At 68.0% G+C, this 19064-nt stretch carries 19 protein-coding genes and 3 pseudogenes; 13 read left to right on the top strand and 9 right to left on the bottom strand.

All coding sequences use genetic code 11. The features are described from left to right. Position 1 precedes the first annotated feature (1 nt). Genes ACFJI0_RS23855 through ACFJI0_RS23840 form a run of 4 tightly spaced genes read left to right on the top strand, consistent with a single transcriptional unit; the run spans position 2 to position 2407 of the window. Complete coding sequence (locus ACFJI0_RS23855; protein WP_382322607.1) at positions 2-385, top strand: hypothetical protein; 384 nt, start codon at positions 2-4, stop codon at positions 383-385. Beyond that, on the top strand, positions 382-1410 hold the full coding sequence (locus tag ACFJI0_RS23850) for a CobW family GTP-binding protein (RefSeq protein ID WP_382322606.1): 1029 nt from the start codon (positions 382-384) through the stop codon (positions 1408-1410). Before ACFJI0_RS23855 ends, ACFJI0_RS23850 begins: the two co-directional genes overlap by 4 nt. 23 nt (positions 1411-1433) lie before the next feature. Continuing rightward, complete coding sequence (locus ACFJI0_RS23845; protein ID WP_382322605.1) at positions 1434-1772, top strand: tripartite tricarboxylate transporter substrate-binding protein; 339 nt, start codon at positions 1434-1436, stop codon at positions 1770-1772. Next, complete coding sequence (locus ACFJI0_RS23840; RefSeq protein ID WP_382322604.1) at positions 1769-2407, top strand: Bug family tripartite tricarboxylate transporter substrate binding protein; 639 nt, start codon at positions 1769-1771, stop codon at positions 2405-2407. Before ACFJI0_RS23845 ends, ACFJI0_RS23840 begins: the two co-directional genes overlap by 4 nt. A gap of 7 nt (positions 2408-2414) precedes the next feature. Here the strand turns inward: ACFJI0_RS23840 and ACFJI0_RS23835 are convergent, their stop codons facing one another. From ACFJI0_RS23835 to ACFJI0_RS23815, 5 genes and pseudogenes are all read right to left on the bottom strand, one after another. Next, the gene (locus ACFJI0_RS23835) at positions 2415-4031 is read right to left on the bottom strand and encodes a gamma-glutamyltransferase family protein (RefSeq protein ID WP_382322603.1); all 1617 of its coding nucleotides are present in this window, start codon (positions 4029-4031) and stop codon (positions 2415-2417) included. Continuing rightward, positions 4028-5025: pseudogene (locus ACFJI0_RS23830) on the bottom strand (amidohydrolase family protein). Before ACFJI0_RS23830 ends, ACFJI0_RS23835 begins: the two are co-directional and overlap by 4 nt. A gap of 195 nt (positions 5026-5220) precedes the next feature. After that, complete coding sequence (locus tag ACFJI0_RS23825) at positions 5221-5814, bottom strand: Bug family tripartite tricarboxylate transporter substrate binding protein (RefSeq protein ID WP_382325806.1); 594 nt, start codon at positions 5812-5814, stop codon at positions 5221-5223. A 25-nt stretch (positions 5815-5839) separates the two neighbouring features. Then, positions 5840-6187 (bottom strand): annotated as a pseudogene (locus ACFJI0_RS23820) (Bug family tripartite tricarboxylate transporter substrate binding protein); the annotation flags it as partial. A gap of 147 nt (positions 6188-6334) precedes the next feature. Continuing rightward, a complete protein-coding gene (locus tag ACFJI0_RS23815; RefSeq protein WP_382322602.1) occupies positions 6335-7267 on the bottom strand; it encodes an MBL fold metallo-hydrolase in 933 nt (310 codons plus the stop codon). 98 nt (positions 7268-7365) lie between these two features. On the opposite strand from ACFJI0_RS23815, the gene ACFJI0_RS23810 reads away from it, so the two are divergent. Further along, entirely contained in the window at positions 7366-8265 is a 900-nt protein-coding gene (locus tag ACFJI0_RS23810) for a LysR substrate-binding domain-containing protein (protein ID WP_382322601.1), read from the top strand. A 14-nt stretch (positions 8266-8279) separates the two neighbouring features. Here the strand turns inward: ACFJI0_RS23810 and ACFJI0_RS23805 are convergent, their stop codons facing one another. Both ACFJI0_RS23805 and ACFJI0_RS23800 read right to left on the bottom strand, forming a co-directional pair. Then, positions 8280-9191: a glutaminase gene (locus ACFJI0_RS23805; RefSeq protein ID WP_382322600.1), complete on the bottom strand. Its 912-nt coding sequence runs from the start codon at positions 9189-9191 to the stop codon at positions 8280-8282. 14 nt (positions 9192-9205) lie between these two features. Then, positions 9206-11810 (bottom strand): annotated as a pseudogene (locus tag ACFJI0_RS23800) (excinuclease ABC subunit A). Positions 11811-12061: 251 nt separating this feature from the next. On the opposite strand from ACFJI0_RS23800, the gene ACFJI0_RS23795 reads away from it, so the two are divergent. The 4 genes from ACFJI0_RS23795 to ACFJI0_RS23780 all read left to right on the top strand — a co-directional run bounded on the left by ACFJI0_RS23795 (position 12062) and on the right by ACFJI0_RS23780 (position 15467). Further along, on the top strand, positions 12062-12622 hold the full coding sequence (locus tag ACFJI0_RS23795) for a DUF6622 family protein (RefSeq protein ID WP_382322599.1): 561 nt from the start codon (positions 12062-12064) through the stop codon (positions 12620-12622). A gap of 76 nt (positions 12623-12698) precedes the next feature. Then, entirely contained in the window at positions 12699-13343 is a 645-nt protein-coding gene (locus ACFJI0_RS23790) for a TetR/AcrR family transcriptional regulator (RefSeq protein WP_382152382.1), read from the top strand. Positions 13344-13449: 106 nt separating this feature from the next. After that, complete coding sequence (locus ACFJI0_RS23785) at positions 13450-14466, top strand: amidohydrolase family protein (protein ID WP_382322598.1); 1017 nt, start codon at positions 13450-13452, stop codon at positions 14464-14466. A gap of 32 nt (positions 14467-14498) precedes the next feature. After that, complete coding sequence (locus tag ACFJI0_RS23780; protein ID WP_382322597.1) at positions 14499-15467, top strand: Bug family tripartite tricarboxylate transporter substrate binding protein; 969 nt, start codon at positions 14499-14501, stop codon at positions 15465-15467. 21 nt (positions 15468-15488) lie between these two features. Here the strand turns inward: ACFJI0_RS23780 and ACFJI0_RS23775 are convergent, their stop codons facing one another. Further along, a complete protein-coding gene (locus ACFJI0_RS23775) occupies positions 15489-17102 on the bottom strand; it encodes a hypothetical protein (protein WP_382322596.1) in 1614 nt (537 codons plus the stop codon). A 150-nt stretch (positions 17103-17252) separates the two neighbouring features. On the opposite strand from ACFJI0_RS23775, the gene ACFJI0_RS23770 reads away from it, so the two are divergent. From ACFJI0_RS23770 to ACFJI0_RS23755, 4 genes are all read left to right on the top strand, one after another. Beyond that, positions 17253-17495 (top strand): glutaredoxin domain-containing protein, encoded by a 243-nt coding sequence (locus ACFJI0_RS23770; RefSeq protein ID WP_382322595.1) that lies wholly within the window; start codon positions 17253-17255, stop codon positions 17493-17495. A gap of 81 nt (positions 17496-17576) precedes the next feature. Continuing rightward, positions 17577-18068 (top strand): GFA family protein, encoded by a 492-nt coding sequence (locus ACFJI0_RS23765; protein ID WP_382322594.1) that lies wholly within the window; start codon positions 17577-17579, stop codon positions 18066-18068. 11 nt (positions 18069-18079) lie between these two features. Continuing rightward, positions 18080-18349, top strand: a complete 270-nt coding sequence (locus ACFJI0_RS23760) for an alpha/beta fold hydrolase (protein ID WP_382322593.1) — start codon at positions 18080-18082, stop codon at positions 18347-18349. A 35-nt stretch (positions 18350-18384) separates the two neighbouring features. Continuing rightward, entirely contained in the window at positions 18385-18753 is a 369-nt protein-coding gene (locus ACFJI0_RS23755; RefSeq protein ID WP_382322592.1) for an alpha/beta fold hydrolase, read from the top strand. A gap of 21 nt (positions 18754-18774) precedes the next feature. Here the strand turns inward: ACFJI0_RS23755 and ACFJI0_RS23750 are convergent, their stop codons facing one another. Continuing rightward, positions 18775-18972 (bottom strand): hypothetical protein, encoded by a 198-nt coding sequence (locus tag ACFJI0_RS23750; RefSeq protein ID WP_382322591.1) that lies wholly within the window; start codon positions 18970-18972, stop codon positions 18775-18777. Positions 18973-19064 lie beyond the last annotated feature (92 nt).

Genomic DNA, 19064 nt, shown 5'->3' with positions numbered 1-19064 from the left:
GATGGACGCCGCCACCGTGGCCGCCGCCGACCCCCGCGCCGCCCGCCTGCTGGGCCTGTGGAGCCGCCTGAGCGCCCAGCACGTCACGCTGGGCTCGGGTTGCGGCTGCGGCGTGGGCGGGGTCAGCGTCTCGCTGCAGGACTTCGAGCTCGACATCGCCGACTACCTCTGGGCCGAGAGCGAGCGCCTGGGCGTGCCCAGCGTGGAGGCCTTCCTGCTGCAGCCCGGGCCGATCGCCGAACAGCGCCAGCCGGTGATGCAGCTGCTCACCCGCCTGGAAGCGGGCGAGGCCGACGAAGCCGATGCCGACTGGCTGCTCACGCGGCTGGCGCGCACGCTCGAATCGTTTGCCAAGCTGCATGGCCCCATGGGCGAGATGTCATGACGAAGGCTGTGCCTGTCACCGTGCTCACCGGCTTCCTCGGCAGCGGCAAGACCACGCTGCTCAACCGCCTGCTGCGCGAGCCCGGCATGCAGGGCACGGCCGTGGTCATCAACGAGTTCGGGTCCGTCGGGCTCGACCACGACCTGGTCGACCACACCGAAGAGAACATGGTGCTGCTGGCCAACGGCTGCATCTGCTGCACCATCCGGGGCGACCTGGTGGAAGCTTTCGAGCGGCTGGCCGCCACACCGGCCGCGCAGCGTGGCGAGCTGCGCCACGTGGTGCTGGAGACCACCGGCTTGGCCGACCCCGCGCCCATCCTGCACACGCTCATGGGCGACCCGCGCCTGCAGGGTGCGTGGCGCCTGGCGGGCGTGGCCTGCACCGTGGACGCCTGCCACGCCATCGCCACGCTGGACCAGCACCCCGAGGCCGTGAAACAGGCCGCGGTGGCCGACCGCCTGCTGCTCACCAAGACCGATCTCGCGGCGGCGCCCGAGCTCGAACCGCTGGTGCAGCGGCTGCGCGACATCAACCCGCTGGCCGAGATCCGCACCGACGCCGACGGTGCCCTGAACGCCCTGCAGGCCTTGCTGGCGCGCCCGGCCGCCGCCTTCACCGCCGTGCCCGACACCGGCCGATCGAGTTTCTTTCCCGCGTCCGGCGGGCACGGTGCCAGCCGGCACGACGACCGCATCCGCTCGCACGTCATCGTGCGCGATCGGCCGCTTTCGCGCGAAGGCTTCTTCGCCTGGCTGGACATGATCGCGAAGATGCGCGGCGACGACCTGCTGCGCGTCAAGGGCATCGTGCACCTGGACGACGACCCGGAGCACCCGCTCGTCATCCACGGCGTGCAGCACCTGTTCCACCCGCCCGAGACGCTGCCGCGCTGGCCCAGCGACGACCGGCGCACGCGCATCGTGTTCATCACGCGCGGCATCGATGCCGAAGACATCGACGCCACGCTGAGCGTTTTCGAACGGCGCCGCGCGCGCCGCACCCCCGCCCCTCAACCCGATTGACCACAAACCCGAAGGAGACAGACATGAAGTGGATGAAGCATTGGATGACCGGCCTCGCCCTCGCCGCCGTGGGCGTGGCACCCGCCCTGGCCCAGGGGAAATTCCCCGACAACATGATCAAGCTCATCGTGCCCTTCGCGGCCGGTGGCGGCGTGGACGGCGCGGCGCGCCTGCTCGCCAAACAGCTGCAGACCGACCTGGGCGTGACCGTGGTGGTGGACAACCGCGCCGGCGGCAGCGGCACCATCGGTGGCAAGGCGGTGCAGACCGCGCACCCCGATGGCTACACCCTGCTGTTCTCGGCCGCCACGCACGTGCTCGCCAGCCACGTGCTGGCGCAGCGCCGCCCTACGACCCGGTGACCGACTTCACCCCCGTGGCCCGCACCGGCGAGGCGCCGCTGCTCATCGTGATCCCGCCCACCGCGCCGCAGAAGAACCTGCGCGAGGTGATCGACGCGGCCGGCAAATCCGGCAACCACTGGAACGCCGCCATCCCCGCGCTCGGCGCGCCCAGCCACCTCGCCACGCTGCTGCTGGCCAAGCAGGGCAAGGTCAACTTCACCATGACGCCCTACCGCGGCACGGCGCCCGCCGCCACCGACGTGGCCGGCGGCCACGTGCAGGTGCTGGTGGATTCCATCATCTCGCTGCAGCCCATGGCCAAGGGCGGCCGCGTCAAACCCATCGCCCAGACCGGCGCCAAGCGCAGCAGCATCGCCCCTGATGTGCCCACGGCCGCCGAGAGCGGCTACCCCGGCCTGGTGTACGTGTCCTGGTACGGCGTGTGGGCGCCCAAGGGTACGCCGGACGACCGCGTGCAGTTCCTCAACAAGGCCATCAACAAAGCCACGGAAGAACTGGCCAAGGCCGGCTCGCTCGCCTCGCTGGGCGTGGAGCCGGTGGTGGAATCGGTGGACACCTTCCGCAAGTACATCGCCAGCGATGTGGCGCAGAGCGCGGGCTTGTTGAAGGAGGCCGGGTTCAAGCCGGAGTGAGCGTCCTTCAACAGCCCACGGCCTGCCCGTCGCGCCGGGGGTCGCTGGCGGCCACGTAGCCCGCCCCTTCGCCGTCCAGGCGCCAGATGAACTGCCCGGCGCCGAAGTCCTGGTAGGCGTCGTCGATGGTCTTCACGCGGTGGCCGCGCCGCTCCAGCTCGGCGACGGTCTGGCGGTTCATCGCGCCTTCGACGTTGATGTCCAGGCCCTGGTCGAAGCGCCAGCGCGGCGCGTCGCAGGCGGCCTGCGGGCTCTGGCCGTAGTCCAGCATGCGCGCCAGCGTCTGCATGTGGCCCTGCGGCTGCATGTTGCCGCCCATCACGCCGAAGCTCATCACCGGCTGGCCGCTATGGGTGAGGAAGGCCGGGATGATGGTGTGGAACGGCCGCTTGCCCGGCTGCACGGCGTTGGGGCTGCTGGGGTCCAGGCTGAAACCATGGCCCCGGTTCTGCAGGCTGACGCCGAAGCCCGGCTCCACGCAGCCCGAGCCGAAGCCCATGTAGTTGCTCTGGATGAAGCTCACCATCATGCCGTTCTCGTCGGCCGCCGTGAGGTACACCGTGCCGCCGCGCACCAGGTTGCCGGCGCCGAAGGTCTGGGCGCGGCCCATGTCGATCAGCCGCGCGCGGGACGCGAGGTAGCCGTTGTCCAGCATCTGCTCGGGCGTGACCTGCAGGTGGCGGCTGTCCGCGACGTGTCGGTACACGTCGGCGAAGGCCAGCTTCATGGCCTCGATCTGCAGGTGCTGCGAGTCGGCCGAATCCACCGGCAACGACGCCAGGTCGAACTGCGCCAGGATGCCCAGCGCCATGAGCGCGGCGATGCCCTGGCCGTTGGGCGGTATCTCGTGCAGCGTGTAGCCCCGGTAGTCGCGCGAGATCGGGGTGACCCATTCGGGCTGGAAGCTGGCCAGGTCCTGTTCGCTCAGCACGCCGCCGGCGTCCCTCACGAAACGCACGAGGGCCGCCGCCACCTCGCCGCGGTAGAAGGCTTCGCCCCGGGTCTCGGCGATGGCGCGCAGGGCGCGGGCCGCCGCGGGAAAGCGGAAGCGCTCGCCGATGTCCGGCGCGCGGCCGAAGGGCAGGAAGCTCTGCGCGAAGCCGGGCTGCGCCGCCAGCTCGGGCGCGCCGGCCTTCCATTTCTGGTGCACCACGGGGGGCACGCCATAGCCGCCCTCGGCCGCCTCGATGGCGGGCTCCATCAGGTCGGCGAACGGCAGCTTGCCGAAGCGCGCATGCAGCGTGGTCCACGCGGCCACGGCGCCGGGCACGGTCACCGCGTCGACGCCGCGCTTGGGCGGCGTCTTCGGGTCTTCACCGTACTTGCGGCGGAAATAGTCCGTCGACCAGCCGGCCGGCGCCGGCCCCGAGGCATTGAGGCCATGCAGCCCCTGGCCGTCCCACAGGATGCAGAAAGCATCGCTGCCCAGCCCGTTGCTCACGGGCTCCGTGATGGTCAGCGCGGCGGCGGCGGCGATGGCCGCGTCCACCGCGTTGCCGCCCTTGAGCAGCATGCGAAGACCGGCCTGCGCGCCGAGTGGCGTGGAGGTCGACACCACGTTCCTGAAAAAGCCCGGCAGACGGACGCTCGCGTAGGGGTTCTGAAAATCGAAAGGCAGGTTCATGTCAGTCCCGATTCGGGGCCGGCGACCACTTGCCCGGCCTTGATGACCAAGCGGTGGTGGCGCCGATCCGCCACTTGTTCGATCTGGGTGAAGGGATCGCCGCGCACGATCAGCATGTCGGCGATGTGGCCGGCCACCAGCGCGCCCCGGTCGGGCAGGTTCAACAGGTCGGCCGCCAGCGAGGTAGCGCCGACCAGCGCGGCCAGCGGCGACATGCCGCAGGCCACCATGTAGCGCAGCTCCTGCGCGTTGTTGCCGTGCGGGTTGCACAGCGTGCCGGTGTCGGCCCCCATCACGATGCGGCCGCCGGCGCGGTAATACAGGCCCACCGATTCGCGGTGCCGCGCGGCCACGCGCTGCGCCTTGGCCAGCGACGCGGGCGACACGGCCTGCGGGTTCAGCAGCACCTGCTCCACCGCGGCCAGCGTGGGCACCAGGAAGATCTGCCGCTCCAGCATCAGGCGCACGGTCTCGTCGGTCATGAACATGCCGTGCTCCACCGAGGTCACGCCCGCGCGCGCGGCGTTCAGGATGCCCTGGGTGCCGATCGCATGGGCGGCGGTGGGCTTGCGAAACCGGCGGGCCTCGGCCACGCCCGCGGCCAGCTCTTCCTCGGTGTACTGCGCGTCCTCGATGTCGGTGCCGGCGTGCAGCACGGCGCCGGTGCCATCAGCTTGACGCAGTCGCAGCCCGCCAGCAGCTGCTCGCGCACCGCCTTGACGACCTCCTGCGGGCCGTCGGCCACGCGCGCGATCTTCCACTTGGTGCCGCCCGTCATGCAGATCACCTTGCCCGACACCCGGATGTACGGCCCGAGGAAACGCCCGGCGTTGCAGGCGTCGCGCACGGCGAACTCCACGTGGTCGACGCCGCCGCAGTCCCGCAGGGCCGTGATGCCGCCGCGCAGGGAGGCCTGCGCGTTCTCCAGCGCCTGCAGCGTCAGCGCCGCGTGGTCGTTGCCCTGCCCGGTGACGGTCTTGCCGTCGCCCGACATGGTGAGGTGCACATGGCAGTCGATCAGCCCGGGCAGCAGGGTGTCGCCGCCGAGGTCGAAGCGCGGCCCCTGGTAACCGGTGAAGCGGTCGGCCGGCCCCACCGCGTGGATGCGGCCGGCTTCCACCAGCACCGCGTGGCCCGTGGGCAGGACATCGCGCCCGTCGAAGACGGTTCCGTTTTCATACAGCATGCGTCAGTCGGCCTTGATGTTGGCGGCCTTGACCACCTTGGCCCACTTGGCGTACTCGCTCATGACGTAGGCCTGGGCTTCCTGCGGCGTGCCGCGCATGACTTCCACGCCCAGGCTCTGCCACTTCTCCTGGGCCTCCGGCGTGTTGACGGCGTCGTCGATGAGCTTGTTGAGCTTGAGCACGACATCGGGCGGCGTGGCGGCGGGCGCCATGATGGCGTACCAGGCCTCGAAGTCAAAACCCGGCACGCCCGCCTCGGCGATGGTCGGCAGATCCCAGCCCTTGCTGCGCTGGGCGCCGGTCACCCCCAGGCCGATGAGCTGGCCCGATGCGATGGACGGCTTGATCACCAGCGGGCTCACGAAAGCCACCGGCACGCGCCCGGCCAGCAGGTCGGGCATGAAGGCGCCCGTGCCCTTGTACGGGATGTGCTGCATGTTGACGCCGGCGGCCAGCTTGAACAGCTCGGCCGCCAGGTGCGGCGAGGTGCCCGGACCGCCCGAGGCGTAGTCCACGCCGGTCGGCTTGCTCTTGAGGTAGGCGATGAGCTCCTTGACGTTCTTCACGCCCAGGGACGGGTGCGCCACCAGCACCAGCGGGCCTTTGGCGCACGATGGAGACGGCGGTGTAGTCGCCGACCTTGTAGGACGACGCGGCGCCGAAGATCGACGGGTTGACCGCGTAGGTCATGCCGTGCAGCACCAGGTTGTGGCCGTCGTGCGGCTGTCGCAGCACCGAAGCGGTGGCCAGGTTGCCCCCGGCGCCCGGGATGTTTTCGATCACCACCTGCTGCCCGAGGCCGGCGCCCAGCTTGGGGGCCAGCGTGCGCGCGAAGGTGTCGTTCGGACCACCCGGCGCCACCGGGACCACGAGGCGCACCTGGCGCACCGGGAAGTCCGTGGCCGCCGCGCTGGACACCAACCCGGCAAGGACCGCACCGAGGGTCGCCTGGACCCATGTCTTGACCATCTGATTCATGAAAGTACTCCATTTGCCCGCAGAGAACCCGCGCGCCCGGGGGCAAACCAGGGCGCAGCACATCGCGCTTTTTCTTGTCTTCCTCTACCGACCGCCGAGACGTTTCCAGGGTGGAGCGACTTGAGCCTGAAGCACAAGTCAGGCCTGCCCGTGGTCCACCTTCCAGGCATGGCCGCTGGCGTCCACATGCACCGTGTCGAAGTGCAGCGGCACGATCACCTGGGAGTCGGGCGAGGTGGTGTTCACCTCCTGCACAAAAGTCTCCGCCTGGGCCAGCGCCTCGGCCTGCGAGGCGCCATACGGCGCGGTCTGCACATCCCAATGGGTGGCGATCACGAGCTTGGGCAGGCCCAGTCGGCGCAGCAGGCGGTCGGTGTAGTCGCGCACATGCAGCCGGGGGCGCGCGGCGGGCACCAGCGCGATCGTGGCGTCGATGTCCAGCAGGTCGCGCTCGATGTAGTTCATGGAGCCGAACACGACGATGCGGTGCCCGCCCCAGCGGATGTAATAACCCATCGTGCCGCCTTCGCAGTAGTCGATCATGCGCAGCGGCCGATCCACATCGCGCGGCACCTCGCCCCATTCGAAGTAGCGCTTGGCCGCCAGCGGCGAGTGCAGGCTGTTCACCACCCGGATGGCGATATCGTCGAACTGGTAGTCCTCGCCGCCCTTCACCGTGATGAGCTGCTGCTCGTCCACGCCGTTGGCGCGCGCGATGTTGGTGGTGCTGTACGTCCCGATCACCAGCGCGCCGGTCTTGCGCGCGATGTGCGGCATGTCCATGCAATGGTTGAAATGCGAGTGCGAGATGACGATGTAGTCGGCGCTGTCAATGTGCCGGTCGACCAGCCCGGTGTCGGACGACAACACGTCCTGCGGACGAAAGATCGGCCGCGTGTCGCCGGGGGAGATCGGGGCGTCGGGGTCGCCGAAGGTCTTGCCCGCGTAACGCACGCGGGAGAAGTAGGGGTCGACCAGGAGCACCGTTTTGCCGTCGGTGATCCGCCAGCCCGCGGCGCCGAAATGGGTGAGCTGCAAGGCGCACGTTTCAACGGATTTTTTGTCGCTCATGACCGCTTCTTTTTGATGGATGAGCGCCCATTCTGCGGACGGTTCAGTGATACTTCTAATACCGTTTTGCTATTTATTGATAGCTCAAAGATATCAACATGATCGAGTTGCGCCAGCTGCACCAGTTCGTCGCCGTCGCTGAAGAGTTGAACTTCCGCCGGGCGGCCCTGCGCCTTCACATGTCGCAGCCGCCGCTGTCCCATGCCATCAAGCGCATTGAAGAAGCGGTCGGCAAGCCCCTGTTCGACCGGGGCCGGCGCCACGTGCGGCTCACCCCGGTCGGCGAGATCTTCCTGCGTGAAGCGCGCCGCACCTTGGCGCAGGCGGCCCACGGCATGAGCCTGGCGCAGCGGGCCTCCGACGGCACCGCCGGCAGCATCCGGCTTTCTTTTGTGGCCAGCGCCGCGCTCGGGCCACTGCCCGATCTCGTGCTGCTCTTTCGCAAGGAGTACCCGGGCGTCGAAGTCCTGCTGGACAGCGACACCACCGGCGGGCAGCTGGAGGCGCTGCGGCGAGGGGCCACGGACATCGCCCTGATCGTCGCGCCGCTGCAGGACTCCAAGGGCCTGGTCGTCGACCACTTCAAGGAAGAAAAGATCGTCATCGCCCTGCCGTCCTGGCACCCGCTGGCGTCGCGCAAGTCGATCCAGCTGAGCCAGGTGCGCACCGAGTCGTTCATCTCGTTCCCGTTCTCGGCGGGGCCCGGCTTCGAGAGCATCTTTCTCGCCGCCTGCCAGCGGGCCGGCTTCTTTCCGAAGGTGGTGCAGGAGGTCTCCCAGATGGTGACCAAGATCATGCTCGTGGCCAGCGGTGTCGGCGTCGCGCTGGTGCCGAGCTCCTTCGCCGCGATGCAGATGCCCCACGTGACCTACGTGCCGGTGCTGGAAGGCCGGCGTCCGCTGCGCTACAGCCTGGCGTTCGCGACGCAGGCGCGGCGCGACAACCCCCTGGTCGAATCGTTCCTGGCGCTGGCTTGCGGCAGCCAGCCTCGCGGGTGACGCCGCGCGCTCCGTCAGAACACGGACAGCCCGGTGCGCGAGGCGAAGAGTTCCAGCGCCTGCATGCCCAGCAGCGAGTTGCCCGTGGCATCCAGCGCGGGTGACCACACGCACAGGCTCAGGCGGTCGGGCACCACCGCCACGATGCCCCCGCCCACGCCGCTCTTGCAGGGCAGGCCGATCCGGAAGGCGAACTCCCCTGCCGCGTCGTAGGTGCCGCAGGTCAACATCAGCGCGTTGATCCGGCGCGTCTGGCGCTCGCTCAGCAGGGGCTCGCCGCTGAAAGGGTGGCGGCCGTCGCGGCACAGGAAGCCGGTGGCGCGCGCCAGCTGTTGGCAGCTCATGCGCACCGCGCAGTGGTGGAAATAGGCGTCCAGCACGGCCGCGACGTCGTTGTCGATCTTGCCGAAGCTCTTCATGAAGTTGCCCAGCGCGATGTTGCGAAAGCCCGTCGCGGCCTCCGATGCCGCCACCTCCTCGTCGAAGTGCACCGGCTCGTTGCACAGGCTGGACACCAGCTCCAGCATGGCCGCCTTGGGATCGCCCTGGCTGACCAGCCGGTCCGTGACGGCGATCGCGCCGGCGTTGATGAAGGGGTTGCGCGGCGTGCCCTGTTCGGCCTCCAGCTGCACCAAGGAGTTGAAGGGGTTGCCGGAGGGTTCCCGTCCGATGCGTTCCCACAGGCGCTCGCCCATGGCTCGCATGCCCAGGGTCAGGGCGAAGAGTTTGGAAATGCTCTGGATCGAGAAGGGGGTGGCGCTGTCGCCGGCCTGCGCCTCCTCGCCGTCGCAGGTGCGCAAGGCGATGCCGAACTGCGCCGCGGGCACGCGCGCCAGCGCGGGAATGTAGTCGGCCACCCGGCCCTGCGCCCCCAGGGTCGGGCGCAGGGTGGCGACGATGTCCTCGAGGATGGGCTGGAATTGCATGGGGCGATTGTCGGTCAGCGTGCACCGAGCGCCGCCGCCAGATGGGGTGCCGTCGGGCCGCCGGGGCAGGCCGCCACCGCGTCGGGCGTGCCCGCCACGACGATGCGGCCGCCTTCATGGCCGGCGCCCGGCCCCACGTCGATCACCCAGTCGCTGGCGGCCACGACACGCATGTCGTGCTCCACCATCACCACCGTGTTGCCGGCGTCCACCAGTGCATTCAGCTGCGCCATCAGCCGATCCACATCGGCGGGATGCAGGCCGGTGGTGGGCTCGTCGAGCACGTAGAGCGTGTCCCCGCGGTTGGGCCGCTGCAGCTCCGTCGCCAGCTTGATGCGCTGTGCCTCGCCGCCGGAGAGTTCGGTGGCGGGCTGCCCCAGCCGCAGGTAGCCCAGGCCAATGTCCTGCAGCAGCTTCAAGGGCCGGTGGATCGCCGGGTCTTCCTGGAAGAAGGCCACGCCTTCCTCCACCGTCATGGCCAGCACCTCGGCGATGTTCTTGCCGGCATGGGTGATCTGCAAGGTTTTCTCGTTGTAGCGCTGCCCGCCGCAGGTGGCGCAGGGTGCGTACACGCTGGGCATGAAGAGCAGTTCCACATGGACGAAACCTTCGCCTTCGCAGGTGTCGCAACGACCGCCCGGCACGTTGAACGAAAAGCGCCCTGCGCCCCATCGCCGCGACCGCGCCGCAGGCTCGGCGGCGAAGCGTTTTCGCACCGCATCGAACAGGCCCGTGTAAGTGGCGAGGTTGGAGCGCGGCGTGCGGCCGATCGGTTTCTGATCAACCCGCACCAGGCGGCGAAAGGCATCGGCACCGGCTTCGATCCGGCCGCCGCTCACCACCGCGCCGCCGACCTCGGCGTCCTCCGCCGTGTCGCCCGTGTCGCGCTGGGGCGGTTCATGGCCGAGGTGGTCCGCCATGAGGTCCACCAGGGCATGGCCCACCAGGCTCGACTTGCCCGAGCCGGAGACACCGGTCACCGCGGTCAGCACGCCGATGGGGAAAGCCGCGTCGAGGCGGTGCAGGTTGTTGCAGCTGACGCCGGTCAGCTTCAGCCAGCCCCGCGGTGGGCGAACGGCCCGCCTGCGCGGCGGCGGCGCGGCGAAGAGGTGCCGCGCGGTGTGGGAGTCCGGCACGCGGCGCAGGCCCGCCGGCGGGCCGCTGTACAGCACGCGCCCGCCGTTCTCGCCCGCTTCAGGGCCCACGTCCACGATCCAGTCGGCGTGTTTCATCACCGCGAGATCGTGTTCGACCACGAAGAGCGAATTGCCGGCGCGCTTGAGGCGGTCCAGTGCCGCCAGCAGCGCCACGCCGTCGGCGGGGTGAAGGCCTGCCGAGGGTTCGTCCAGCACGTAGAGCACGCCAAAGAGGTTCGCGTGGATCTGCGTTGCGCAGCCGCACGCGCTGCAGTTCGCCCGACGACAGGGTGGGTGTCTGCCGGTCGAGCGACAGATAGCCCAGACCGATGTCCTCCAAGGTCTTGACGCGCTCCAGCACGTTCTGGGCGATCCGTTGTGCGGCGATGCGTTTCTCTTCCGAGAGGTGGGGCGTTCGCCGCACGTCGGGAGCGCCTTCATGACCCGGGCGCGGGGCCATGGCCCGGCGGGCGCGGCCCCTGGGCGTGGCCGCTGGCGCCGAAGTGGATGCGAGCCGGCCGGCGGCCGCCGGTTCAAGCACCTGCGCGAGCCGGGTCAATGGCAAGCGGGAGAGCTCGCCGATGTCCAGGCCGGCGAAGGTCACCGAGAGTGCCTCGGCCTTCAGGCGTTTGCCCTGGCACGAAGGACACACCGTGCCGGACATGAAGCGCGCCACGCGGCGCTTCATCAGTTCGCTGGAGGTCGTGGCGAAGGTCTGCAACACGTACTTGCGCGCGCCCGTGAAGGTGCCCTGGTAGCTCGGCTCCATCTTGCGGCGCAACGCGGCCCGCGTCTCGGCCGGGGTGAAGCCGGCGTACACCGGCACGGTGGGCTGCTCTTCGGTGAACAGGATCCAGTCCCGGTCCTTCCTGGGCAGATCGCGCCACGGCGTGTCGACGTCGTAACCCAGCGTGACCAGGATGTCGCGCAGGTTCTGCCCATGCCAGGCCGGCGGCCACGCGGCGATGGCGCGCTCGCGGATGCTCAGCGTGTCGTCGGGCACCATGGCCTTCTCGGTCACGTCGTAGACAAACCCCAGTCCCTGGCAGACCGGGCAGGCGCCCTGGGGCGTGTGGGGCGAAAAGTCCTCGGCGAACAGCATGGGCTGATCGCGCGGGTACCAACCGGCGCGCGAGTACAGCATGCGCAGCATGTTGGAGATCATCGAGACCGAACCGAGCGTGGAGCGCGAGCCCGCCGAGCCCCTGGGCTGCTGCAGCGCCACGGCGGGCGGCAGCCCTTCGATGCTGTCCACATCGGGCGTGCCGACCTGGTCGATCAGCCGGCGGGCGTAGGGCGACACCGAGTCGAAGTAGCGCCGCTGTGCCTCGGCATAGATGGTGCCAAACGCCAGCGAGGATTTGCCGGAGCCGGAGATGCCGGTGAAGACGACCAGTGCATTGCGGGGCGCGTCGACATCGACGTTCTTCAGGTTGTGTTCGCGTGCGCCGCGCACGCTGACGAACTCGAAGGTTTTGTTCACAGGCGCACTCTTGAAGTTGCCGGATCAAGCGAAGATCCGATGCCCTACAGCTTGGCACAGTGGGAGGCGCGGCAACAGGGGGTGCTTGGCGGGGTCGTGTGTCGGAGGCGTCCGACGCGGCCGCCGCCGTTCGCCCTCGTCAGACGGCTCTTCGCGCCGCACCCACGCAGTTTCGTCGCAACGGGATCGCCAGGCGCCCTCGCCCCCGGCACAGTGCGTCCTCCCTCAACCCCTTCCTCGCGGAGCCCACCATGCTGCTGCAACTGCTCGCCAACCACCCCGAAGCCGTCGTCCCCGTCCTGCGCCAGACACCGTTGTGGGTGTGGGGCCTGCTCGTGGCGCTGCTCGCGCTGGGCGCCAGCCAGCTGCGCGAGCGCAGCGCCAGCCTGGCCCGCGTGTCGCTGATGCCCCTGGCGATGACGCTCTTCTCGGTCTCGGGCACGTATTCGGCCTTCGGTGCGACGCCCCACCGGGGCCTTGCCGTTTCGGCCTGGCTCATCGCCGCGGTGCTGGCCTTCGCCCTGGTCGCGCGCGGCCGCGCCGATGGCGCCCAGTACGACCCGGCGCGGCGCCTGTACCGCCTGCCGGGCAGCACCGTCCCGCTGGGCTTGATCGTGGGCATCTTTCTGGTGAAGTACGTGGTCGGGGTCGATCTCACCATGGCGCCGCAGCTGGTCCGGGACACGCAGTACGTGCTGTGCGTCGCGGCCCTGTACGGCGCGTTCACGGGTTTCTTCATCGGCCGCGCCGCGCGCCTGTGGCGCCTGGCGGTGCGCCCTGGCAAAGCCCTTTATTCACTTAATGGTGAATAAAGGGCTGCGCGGGGGAGTTCGGGTACGCTGTGGCGGCATTGCCCGCCCCACTTTCCCCCGCACAAGGACCTCCGCCGTGACCGCCAGAAAGGCCCCTTCCGAGCCCAAGATCCGCGACGCCGAGCGCTCCAAGGCCGCCATCCTGGTCGCCGCGCGCGAAGAATTCGCCCGCACCGGTCTGGGTGGCGCGCGCGTGGAGCGCATCGCCGAGAAGGCGGCGGTGGACAAGAAGCTCGTCTACTACTACTTCAAGGACAAGGACGGCCTGTTCGCCGCCGCGCTGGAGAGCGTCTACGCCGAGATCCGCAACGCCCAGCTCTACCTGGACCTGCAGGGCATGCCGCCGCTGATCGCGCTGCGCCGGCTGGTGGAATTCACCTGGGACTACTACATCGCCCACCCCGAGTTCATCACCCTGCTCAACAGCGAGAACCTGCACCTGGCGCGCCACCTGCACGGCTCGCAGCGCATCCGCGAGCTGAACTCGCCGCTGGTGCAGTCGCTGGGCGACATCCTGGAGCGCGGCCAGAAGGCGGGCCTGTTCCGCGCCGGCATCGACCCGGTGCAGCTCTACATCACCATCGCCGGCTGCTCGTACTTCTACCTCTCCAACATCCACACCCTCTCGGCCGGCTTCAACCGCGACTTCAAGGCGCCCAAGCAGCTCACGCAGCGGCTGGCCCACATCACCGAGGTGATCTCGGCGTTCGTGCTCGCGTAGCGGCTTTCTTCACTGCTCAGGGAAAACCAGGGGAAATCGGGGGCCCCACGCCCCTTTGCTTTTCCCTATAATTCTCCAATTGGTGAATAAAGAGCGAGAAAAGCCCATGCGAAAGATCGACAGTTACGCCCACATCCTGCCGCGCAAGTACTTCGAGCGCATGGCCGAGCTGGCCAAGGACAAGGGCGCCATCAAGCGCTGGCTGACGATTCCGGTGCTGTACGACCTGGACGCGCGCCTGAAGATGATGGAAGGCTTTCCCGAGTACCAGCAGATCCTCACGCTGTCGAACCCGCCCATCGAGCTGATCGCCGGCCCCGAGGACTCGCCCGCGCTGGCCCGCCTGGCCAACGAGGAGATGGCCAAGATCCGCGACGCGCACCCGGACAAGTTCCCCGCCTTCGTGGCTTCGCTGCCCATGAACAACCCGGCCGCCTGCCTGGAAGAAATGGAATACGCCATCAACGTGCTGGGCGCGCGCGGCATCCAGGTGTTCACCAACGTGAACGGCCGCCCGCTCGACGAGCCCGAGTTCTGGCCCATCTTCGAAGCCGCCGTGAAGACCCACGACGTGCCGGTGTGGATGCACCCGGCGCGCGGCGCCAACATGCCCGACTACGCCTCGGAGAAGAAGTCCAAGTTCGAGATCTGGTGGACCTTCGGCTGGCCCTACGAAACCAGCGCGGCCATGACGCGCATGGTGTTCTCCGGCTTCTTCGACCGGCTGCCCGAACTCAAGGTGATCACCCACCACATGGGCGCCATGATCCCGTTCTTCGACGGCCGCGTCGGCCCGGGGCTGGACCAGTTCGGCAGCCGCACCTCGGACGAAGACTACGAAGGCCTGCTCAAAAGCATGGCCAAGCGCCCGATCGACTACTTCCGCCTGTTCTACGCGGACACCGCGCTGGCCGGTGGGCGCGCGGGGCTGCAATGCGGGCTCGAGTTCTTCGGCGCGAAGCAGGTGGTGTTCGCGTCCGACTGCCCCTTCGATCCCGAAGGCGGCCCCATGTTCATCCGCACGATTCCCGAAGCCATCGACTCGCTCAAGCTGTCCGAAGAAGAGCGCGAGGGCATCTACTTCGGCAACGCGCTGCGCCTGCTGAAGATGCCCTGCTGCTAGTCGCCACACCCACCTTTCAAGGAGACACGACGATGAAGAACCCATGGATCCGCGCGCTGCTGGCCGGCCTGCTCGCCGCCACCGGCCTCGCGGCGCACGCCCAGACCTACCCGAACCGCCCGGTGCGCATCATCGTGCCCTACGTGCCCGGCGGCACGGTCGATCTGGTGGCGCGCGTGCTCGCGCAGCGCCTCACCGAGCAGATGGGACAACCCTTCGTGGTGGAGAACCGCGCGGGCGCCAGCGGCGTCATCGGCAGCGACCTCGTGGCCAAGGCCCCGGCCGACGGCTACACGCTGCTGGTGCAGTCGCCCACGCTGATCGCCAACCCGCTGATGGTGCGCAAGGTGCCCTACGACGTGGTCACGGACTTCACGCCGGTCTCGTTCCTGGGCTCCGTGCCCATGGTGGTGGCGGCGCACCCCAGCGTGCCGGCCGACGACCTGAAGCACTTCCTCGAAGCCGCGCGCGCCAAACCGCAGGGCTTCAGCCTGGGCACCTCGGCCATCGGTTCGCCCATGCACGTCTCGCTCGAAGCCATCAAGTTCGGCGGCAAGCTGGAGATGCCCATCGTCGCGTACCGCGGCACGGCGGCGGCCCTGAACGACCTGCTCGGCGGCCAGATCAGCGTGATCATCGACGCCCTGCCGTCCACCGCGCCGCACATTGCCAGCGGCAAGCTCAAGGCCCTGGCCGTCACCACCAAGGCGCGCCTTCCGAGCATGCCGAACGTGCCCACCGTGGCCGAGTCCGGCATTCCCGGTTTCGAGATGGTGACCTGGTACGGCCTGTGGGCGCCGGGCAAGCTGCCCGAGGCGATCAGCAAGCGGCTCACGGAAGAAAGCGCCAAGGCCATGCGCTCGTCGCTGGTGACCGAGCGCCTGGGTGCGCAAGGCTTCATCGCCGCGCCCATGGGCCCGGCGCAGTTCGCACCCTACATCACCAAGGAGATCGCGACCTACGCGCGCATCGTGCGCGACGCGAAGATCCAGATCGACTGAGGACGCGGGGCGGCCCGGGGTTCACCAGAACTTCAGCTTCGCCATGAGCTGCTCGAACGCGGTGCGAAAGCCGGCGTCGCGACTCAGGAGTTGGTGGCCCCAAGAGAGCCTCTCGTAGCAGCAGGGCGAGCCGTTCTGAAAGGCATGCAGGATCTTGTACAGCTCCCGCTTCGAGGCCTTGTTCATGTGCCGTGAAGCGCCTGCGAGCAGATTCAGGTAGGCCAGCGCGGTTGCGGTGCGCAAAGGAACCTCTTCTTCGCGGGTGAGCAGATCGAGCATGGTCTCGTTGTTCAACGCCAAGCTCCACAGCTTCGCCGCCTGCTCGGGATCCTCATCGATCGCTTCCTGGAAGCTCTCATGCACCTCTGTGGTGTGCAGCCATTGTGCAAGCCATCCGATGGCCTGCACGTGGCCCCATTGCACCGCCATGGTCAGGGCGCGCCGCACCTCCGCGTGCATGTGAGCGAAGGCGTTCCAGTTCCTGATCGTTTTCAGTGCCGCCGCCATTTCATGCACGGTGCCGTTGGCCAGGGCTTCCACGAAGCTTTCCAGAAGCGTTATGTCGTCCGACTCGATGAAGTGACCTGCCCGAGCTTTCGCCAGTGTCCGGTTGCCGATGTCCATGGACAGCACGTTCGCCGATTTGACGATGTAGCCCAGCGCGTCATAGAGCGCGATGCTGTGGCTTGAAAGTCCGTCGGGCGAGGTCTTGATGTGCAGGGCATTGCCGGAAACATTGGGGTCGTACAGCCAGACCTTGTCAATCCCATCGTCCCCCTTCTCGAGCAACACGGCCATCTCGTGGCCGTGAGCATGGAGGTCGTTCGGGATGTTCCAGCAGATCAAGTGTCCTTGGCGCTCACCCGGTTTCATGCACGAGAGCAGGCGCACGAGGAGGCGGCCGAAGTGTTGTGGCGTGAACTGGACACGGCTGTCGCTGCTGTCGCACACGTGCTCGTAATGCAGATGCTCCAGTGTGTCGACGTCGAAGGGGTAGGTGCCTTCAGCCACGTTGCACAAGAACTGCTTGAAGCATTCGCAACCTTGCATGAAGGCCATGGTCGCTTCCCACGCCATGTGGCGGCACAACGCGTCCCGGATCTTGCCGTTTTGATTCAACAGCGAGTTCACGTGCAGACCTCGGTAGGGAGCGGGCTTCCCGACCTCGTACACCTTGGATACCCTCCCCGGAACCTGCCAGGTGTGGTTCTTGTGCTTCGCGCTCTTTTCGGCGACGTGGGTGTGGAACGATTTTCTGCGTTGGTCACTTCGGGCGCCGCTGAACCACTCGGGCGGCAGCCCCGTGTCGAGCGCCAGCATCGTGGCGCGTTCCCAGCGGTCCTGGCGACGATGCCTGTGCATCGGTTTGCCCAGCAGGGTGGCGAAGGCATCCCGCACCTCGCGGTTCCACAGCAGGACGGCCACGGACTCCGGGTGGTCCATGACCAACTCAAGGCAGAGGTCGGCGGTTTGCTTGGGGTCTTGGATGGGAAAGCGGGAGAGGGTGGCGATCTCGCCCTTTTGCATCAGCAGACGCAGTGCCACGCGCTCGTCTGATGAATCATCATCTTCTTCTTGATGTCGCAGGTCTTGGTATTCGGTGTCGAATGCGTATCGGGTATCCAGTGAGTACATCTCGTCATGAACGGTCGCGAACCAGGCGCTTTGCGCTGAAGGCCTGTCAAAAAAACTCCCATGGCGGCCTGAGTACCGCGTTGTCGATCGAAAGTTCTATGCCGATTTTTTGCCCTGTCGCGCATACCCTCCCCCCGTAAACTCTCAGCCATGTCACTCAAAATCGTCGTCTACTCCAAGTCCGCCTGCCCGCAATGCGAGTCGGCCAAGATGCTGCTGAAATCCCGTTCGCTCGGTTTCGAGGAAATCAAGATCGACGACGAAGCCGAACGCATGGCCTTCTACGAAAAGTGCGGGCCCTCCGTGCGGCAGATGCCGCAGATCTTCATCAACGACCAGCGCGTGGGTGGCCTGCAGGGGCTGCAAGCGGCGCTGGCGCAACTGAGCCGGTAGGGCCGCCCGTCGTTGCAGGGCGTTGTCCGACAGCCTTCGAGGCATCGGGCGGGCCCAATGGGGGTTTGCAAGGAGATCGCCATGAAGCTCGAAGGCTCTTGCCATTGCGGCCGCGTGACCTTCTCGGTCGACTCGGCCGAGCCCGTGCCCTTCATGCGGTGTTACTGCTCCATCTGCCGCAAGACCGCGGGCACCGGTGGTTACGCGATCAACCTGGGCGCCGACCACCGCACGCTGAAGGTGAAAGGCAAGCGGCACCTGCGCGTCTACCAGGCCAGCATCACCGAGGGCGACGAGGTGCGGCACAGCACCGGCCAGCGCCATTTCTGCGGCGTGTGCGGCACCGCGCTCTGGCTGTACGACCCGAGCTGGCCCGAGCTGGTGCACCCGCACGCGGGCGCCATCGACACGCCCTTGCCCGAGCCGCCCGCGAACGTGCACATCCTGCTGGACTCCAAAGCCCCGTGGGTGCGCGTGGAAGGCCGCAAGGGCGACCAGCGCTTTGACGGGTACCCCGACTTCTCGCTCAAGGACTGGCACAAGCAGCACGCCAGGAAGCCCAAGGCATCCTGAGCCGGCGCCGCATGGACACCCTGTCAATCGATGGCATCCGCGTGGCATTGCGCCTTGCGGGCGACCCCCACCGGCCGGCCTTGTTGCTGCTGCACGGCTTCCCCAGTTCGTCGGCGTCCTTCCGCAACGTCATCGACGGGCTGGCGCAGGACTGTTTCGTCATCGCGCCCGACCTGCCCGGCTTCGGGCAGTCCGAGCCCATCGATCCCCCGTCCTTCGCGGGTTTCGCGGACCTCAGGACCCCACGCCCGAGCGCGCCGCGGCGGCCACGGCGCACCTGACCCGGGCGGGCACGCGCGACCAGTACGTGGGGGGTGTGCCCGACGACATCGCGCGGCGCATCGATTCGAGTGTGTGGGAAGAGGACTGGCGCGTCATGTCGTTGCCCGGGCGCATCGAGATGCACCGCCAGCTCGTGCTCGACTACGGCCAGCACCACGCGCGCTTTGGCGAGATCGCCGACTGCCTGGCCCACTGGCAACCTCCGGCGCTGATGCTCTGGGGCCGGCACGACGTCTTTTTCGATCTGGCCGAAACGCTTTCGTGGATGAAGGCCCTGCCGCGCATGGAAGCCCACATCCTGGATGGGCCGCATTTTCTGCTGGAGACGCACGCCGCCGAATGCGCCGCGCTGATGCGCGATTTCTTCCGCCGCTGCGAGCGGGCCGCTGGAACGGCCGCCTGAACGGGCCAACCGCCCGGGCCGTCAGGCGGTCATCTGGTCGATGCGCTTCTCCATGTCCAGCAGGCCCATCAGACCCAGTGCGCCGCTGGAAATGCCCAGGTAGATCAGCGCGTTCCAGGGAGACTGGTCCTGGCCCAGGGCCACGGCCAAGTGAAGGAGAGAGGCGATGGCCGCCATGCCGGCCACCGTGATCACGTACAGCTTGAAAAATTCTTTCATCGCCATCTCCTTGAATCAACGGTAACGGTCCGTGACAGCAGGAGACGAGTGTGGATTTGAACCTCGGGCGACTCTGTAGGAAGACCAAAAAT

Origin of the sequence: Hydrogenophaga sp. UC242_53 (assembly GCF_042696965.1) — a bacterium.
Taxonomy (GTDB): domain Bacteria; phylum Pseudomonadota; class Gammaproteobacteria; order Burkholderiales; family Burkholderiaceae_C; genus Hydrogenophaga.
The sequence above is the reverse complement of the archived record's forward strand: the minus strand, read 5'-3'. Positions and strand labels throughout refer to the sequence as shown.

What these genes read in the sequence shown, in the direction of transcription:
- ACFJI0_RS23855 (WP_382322607.1), top strand. Translation starts at nt 2, where the DNA reads ATGGACGCCGCCACCGTGGCCGCCGCCGACCCCCGCGCCGCCCGCCTG.
- ACFJI0_RS23850 (WP_382322606.1), top strand. Translation starts at nt 382, where the DNA reads ATGACGAAGGCTGTGCCTGTCACCGTGCTCACCGGCTTCCTCGGCAGC.
- ACFJI0_RS23845 (WP_382322605.1), top strand. Translation starts at nt 1,434, where the DNA reads ATGAAGTGGATGAAGCATTGGATGACCGGCCTCGCCCTCGCCGCCGTG.
- ACFJI0_RS23835 (WP_382322603.1), bottom strand. Translation starts at nt 4,031, where the DNA reads ATGAACCTGCCTTTCGATTTTCAGAACCCCTACGCGAGCGTCCGTCTG.
- ACFJI0_RS23815 (WP_382322602.1), bottom strand. Translation starts at nt 7,267, where the DNA reads ATGAGCGACAAAAAATCCGTTGAAACGTGCGCCTTGCAGCTCACCCAT.
- ACFJI0_RS23810 (WP_382322601.1), top strand. Translation starts at nt 7,366, where the DNA reads ATGATCGAGTTGCGCCAGCTGCACCAGTTCGTCGCCGTCGCTGAAGAG.
- ACFJI0_RS23805 (WP_382322600.1), bottom strand. Translation starts at nt 9,191, where the DNA reads ATGCAATTCCAGCCCATCCTCGAGGACATCGTCGCCACCCTGCGCCCG.
- ACFJI0_RS23795 (WP_382322599.1), top strand. Translation starts at nt 12,062, where the DNA reads ATGCTGCTGCAACTGCTCGCCAACCACCCCGAAGCCGTCGTCCCCGTC.
- ACFJI0_RS23785 (WP_382322598.1), top strand. Translation starts at nt 13,450, where the DNA reads ATGCGAAAGATCGACAGTTACGCCCACATCCTGCCGCGCAAGTACTTC.
- ACFJI0_RS23780 (WP_382322597.1), top strand. Translation starts at nt 14,499, where the DNA reads ATGAAGAACCCATGGATCCGCGCGCTGCTGGCCGGCCTGCTCGCCGCC.
- ACFJI0_RS23775 (WP_382322596.1), bottom strand. Translation starts at nt 17,102, where the DNA reads ATGTACTCACTGGATACCCGATACGCATTCGACACCGAATACCAAGAC.
- ACFJI0_RS23770 (WP_382322595.1), top strand. Translation starts at nt 17,253, where the DNA reads ATGTCACTCAAAATCGTCGTCTACTCCAAGTCCGCCTGCCCGCAATGC.
- ACFJI0_RS23765 (WP_382322594.1), top strand. Translation starts at nt 17,577, where the DNA reads ATGAAGCTCGAAGGCTCTTGCCATTGCGGCCGCGTGACCTTCTCGGTC.
- ACFJI0_RS23760 (WP_382322593.1), top strand. Translation starts at nt 18,080, where the DNA reads ATGGACACCCTGTCAATCGATGGCATCCGCGTGGCATTGCGCCTTGCG.
- ACFJI0_RS23750 (WP_382322591.1), bottom strand. Translation starts at nt 18,972, where the DNA reads ATGAAAGAATTTTTCAAGCTGTACGTGATCACGGTGGCCGGCATGGCG.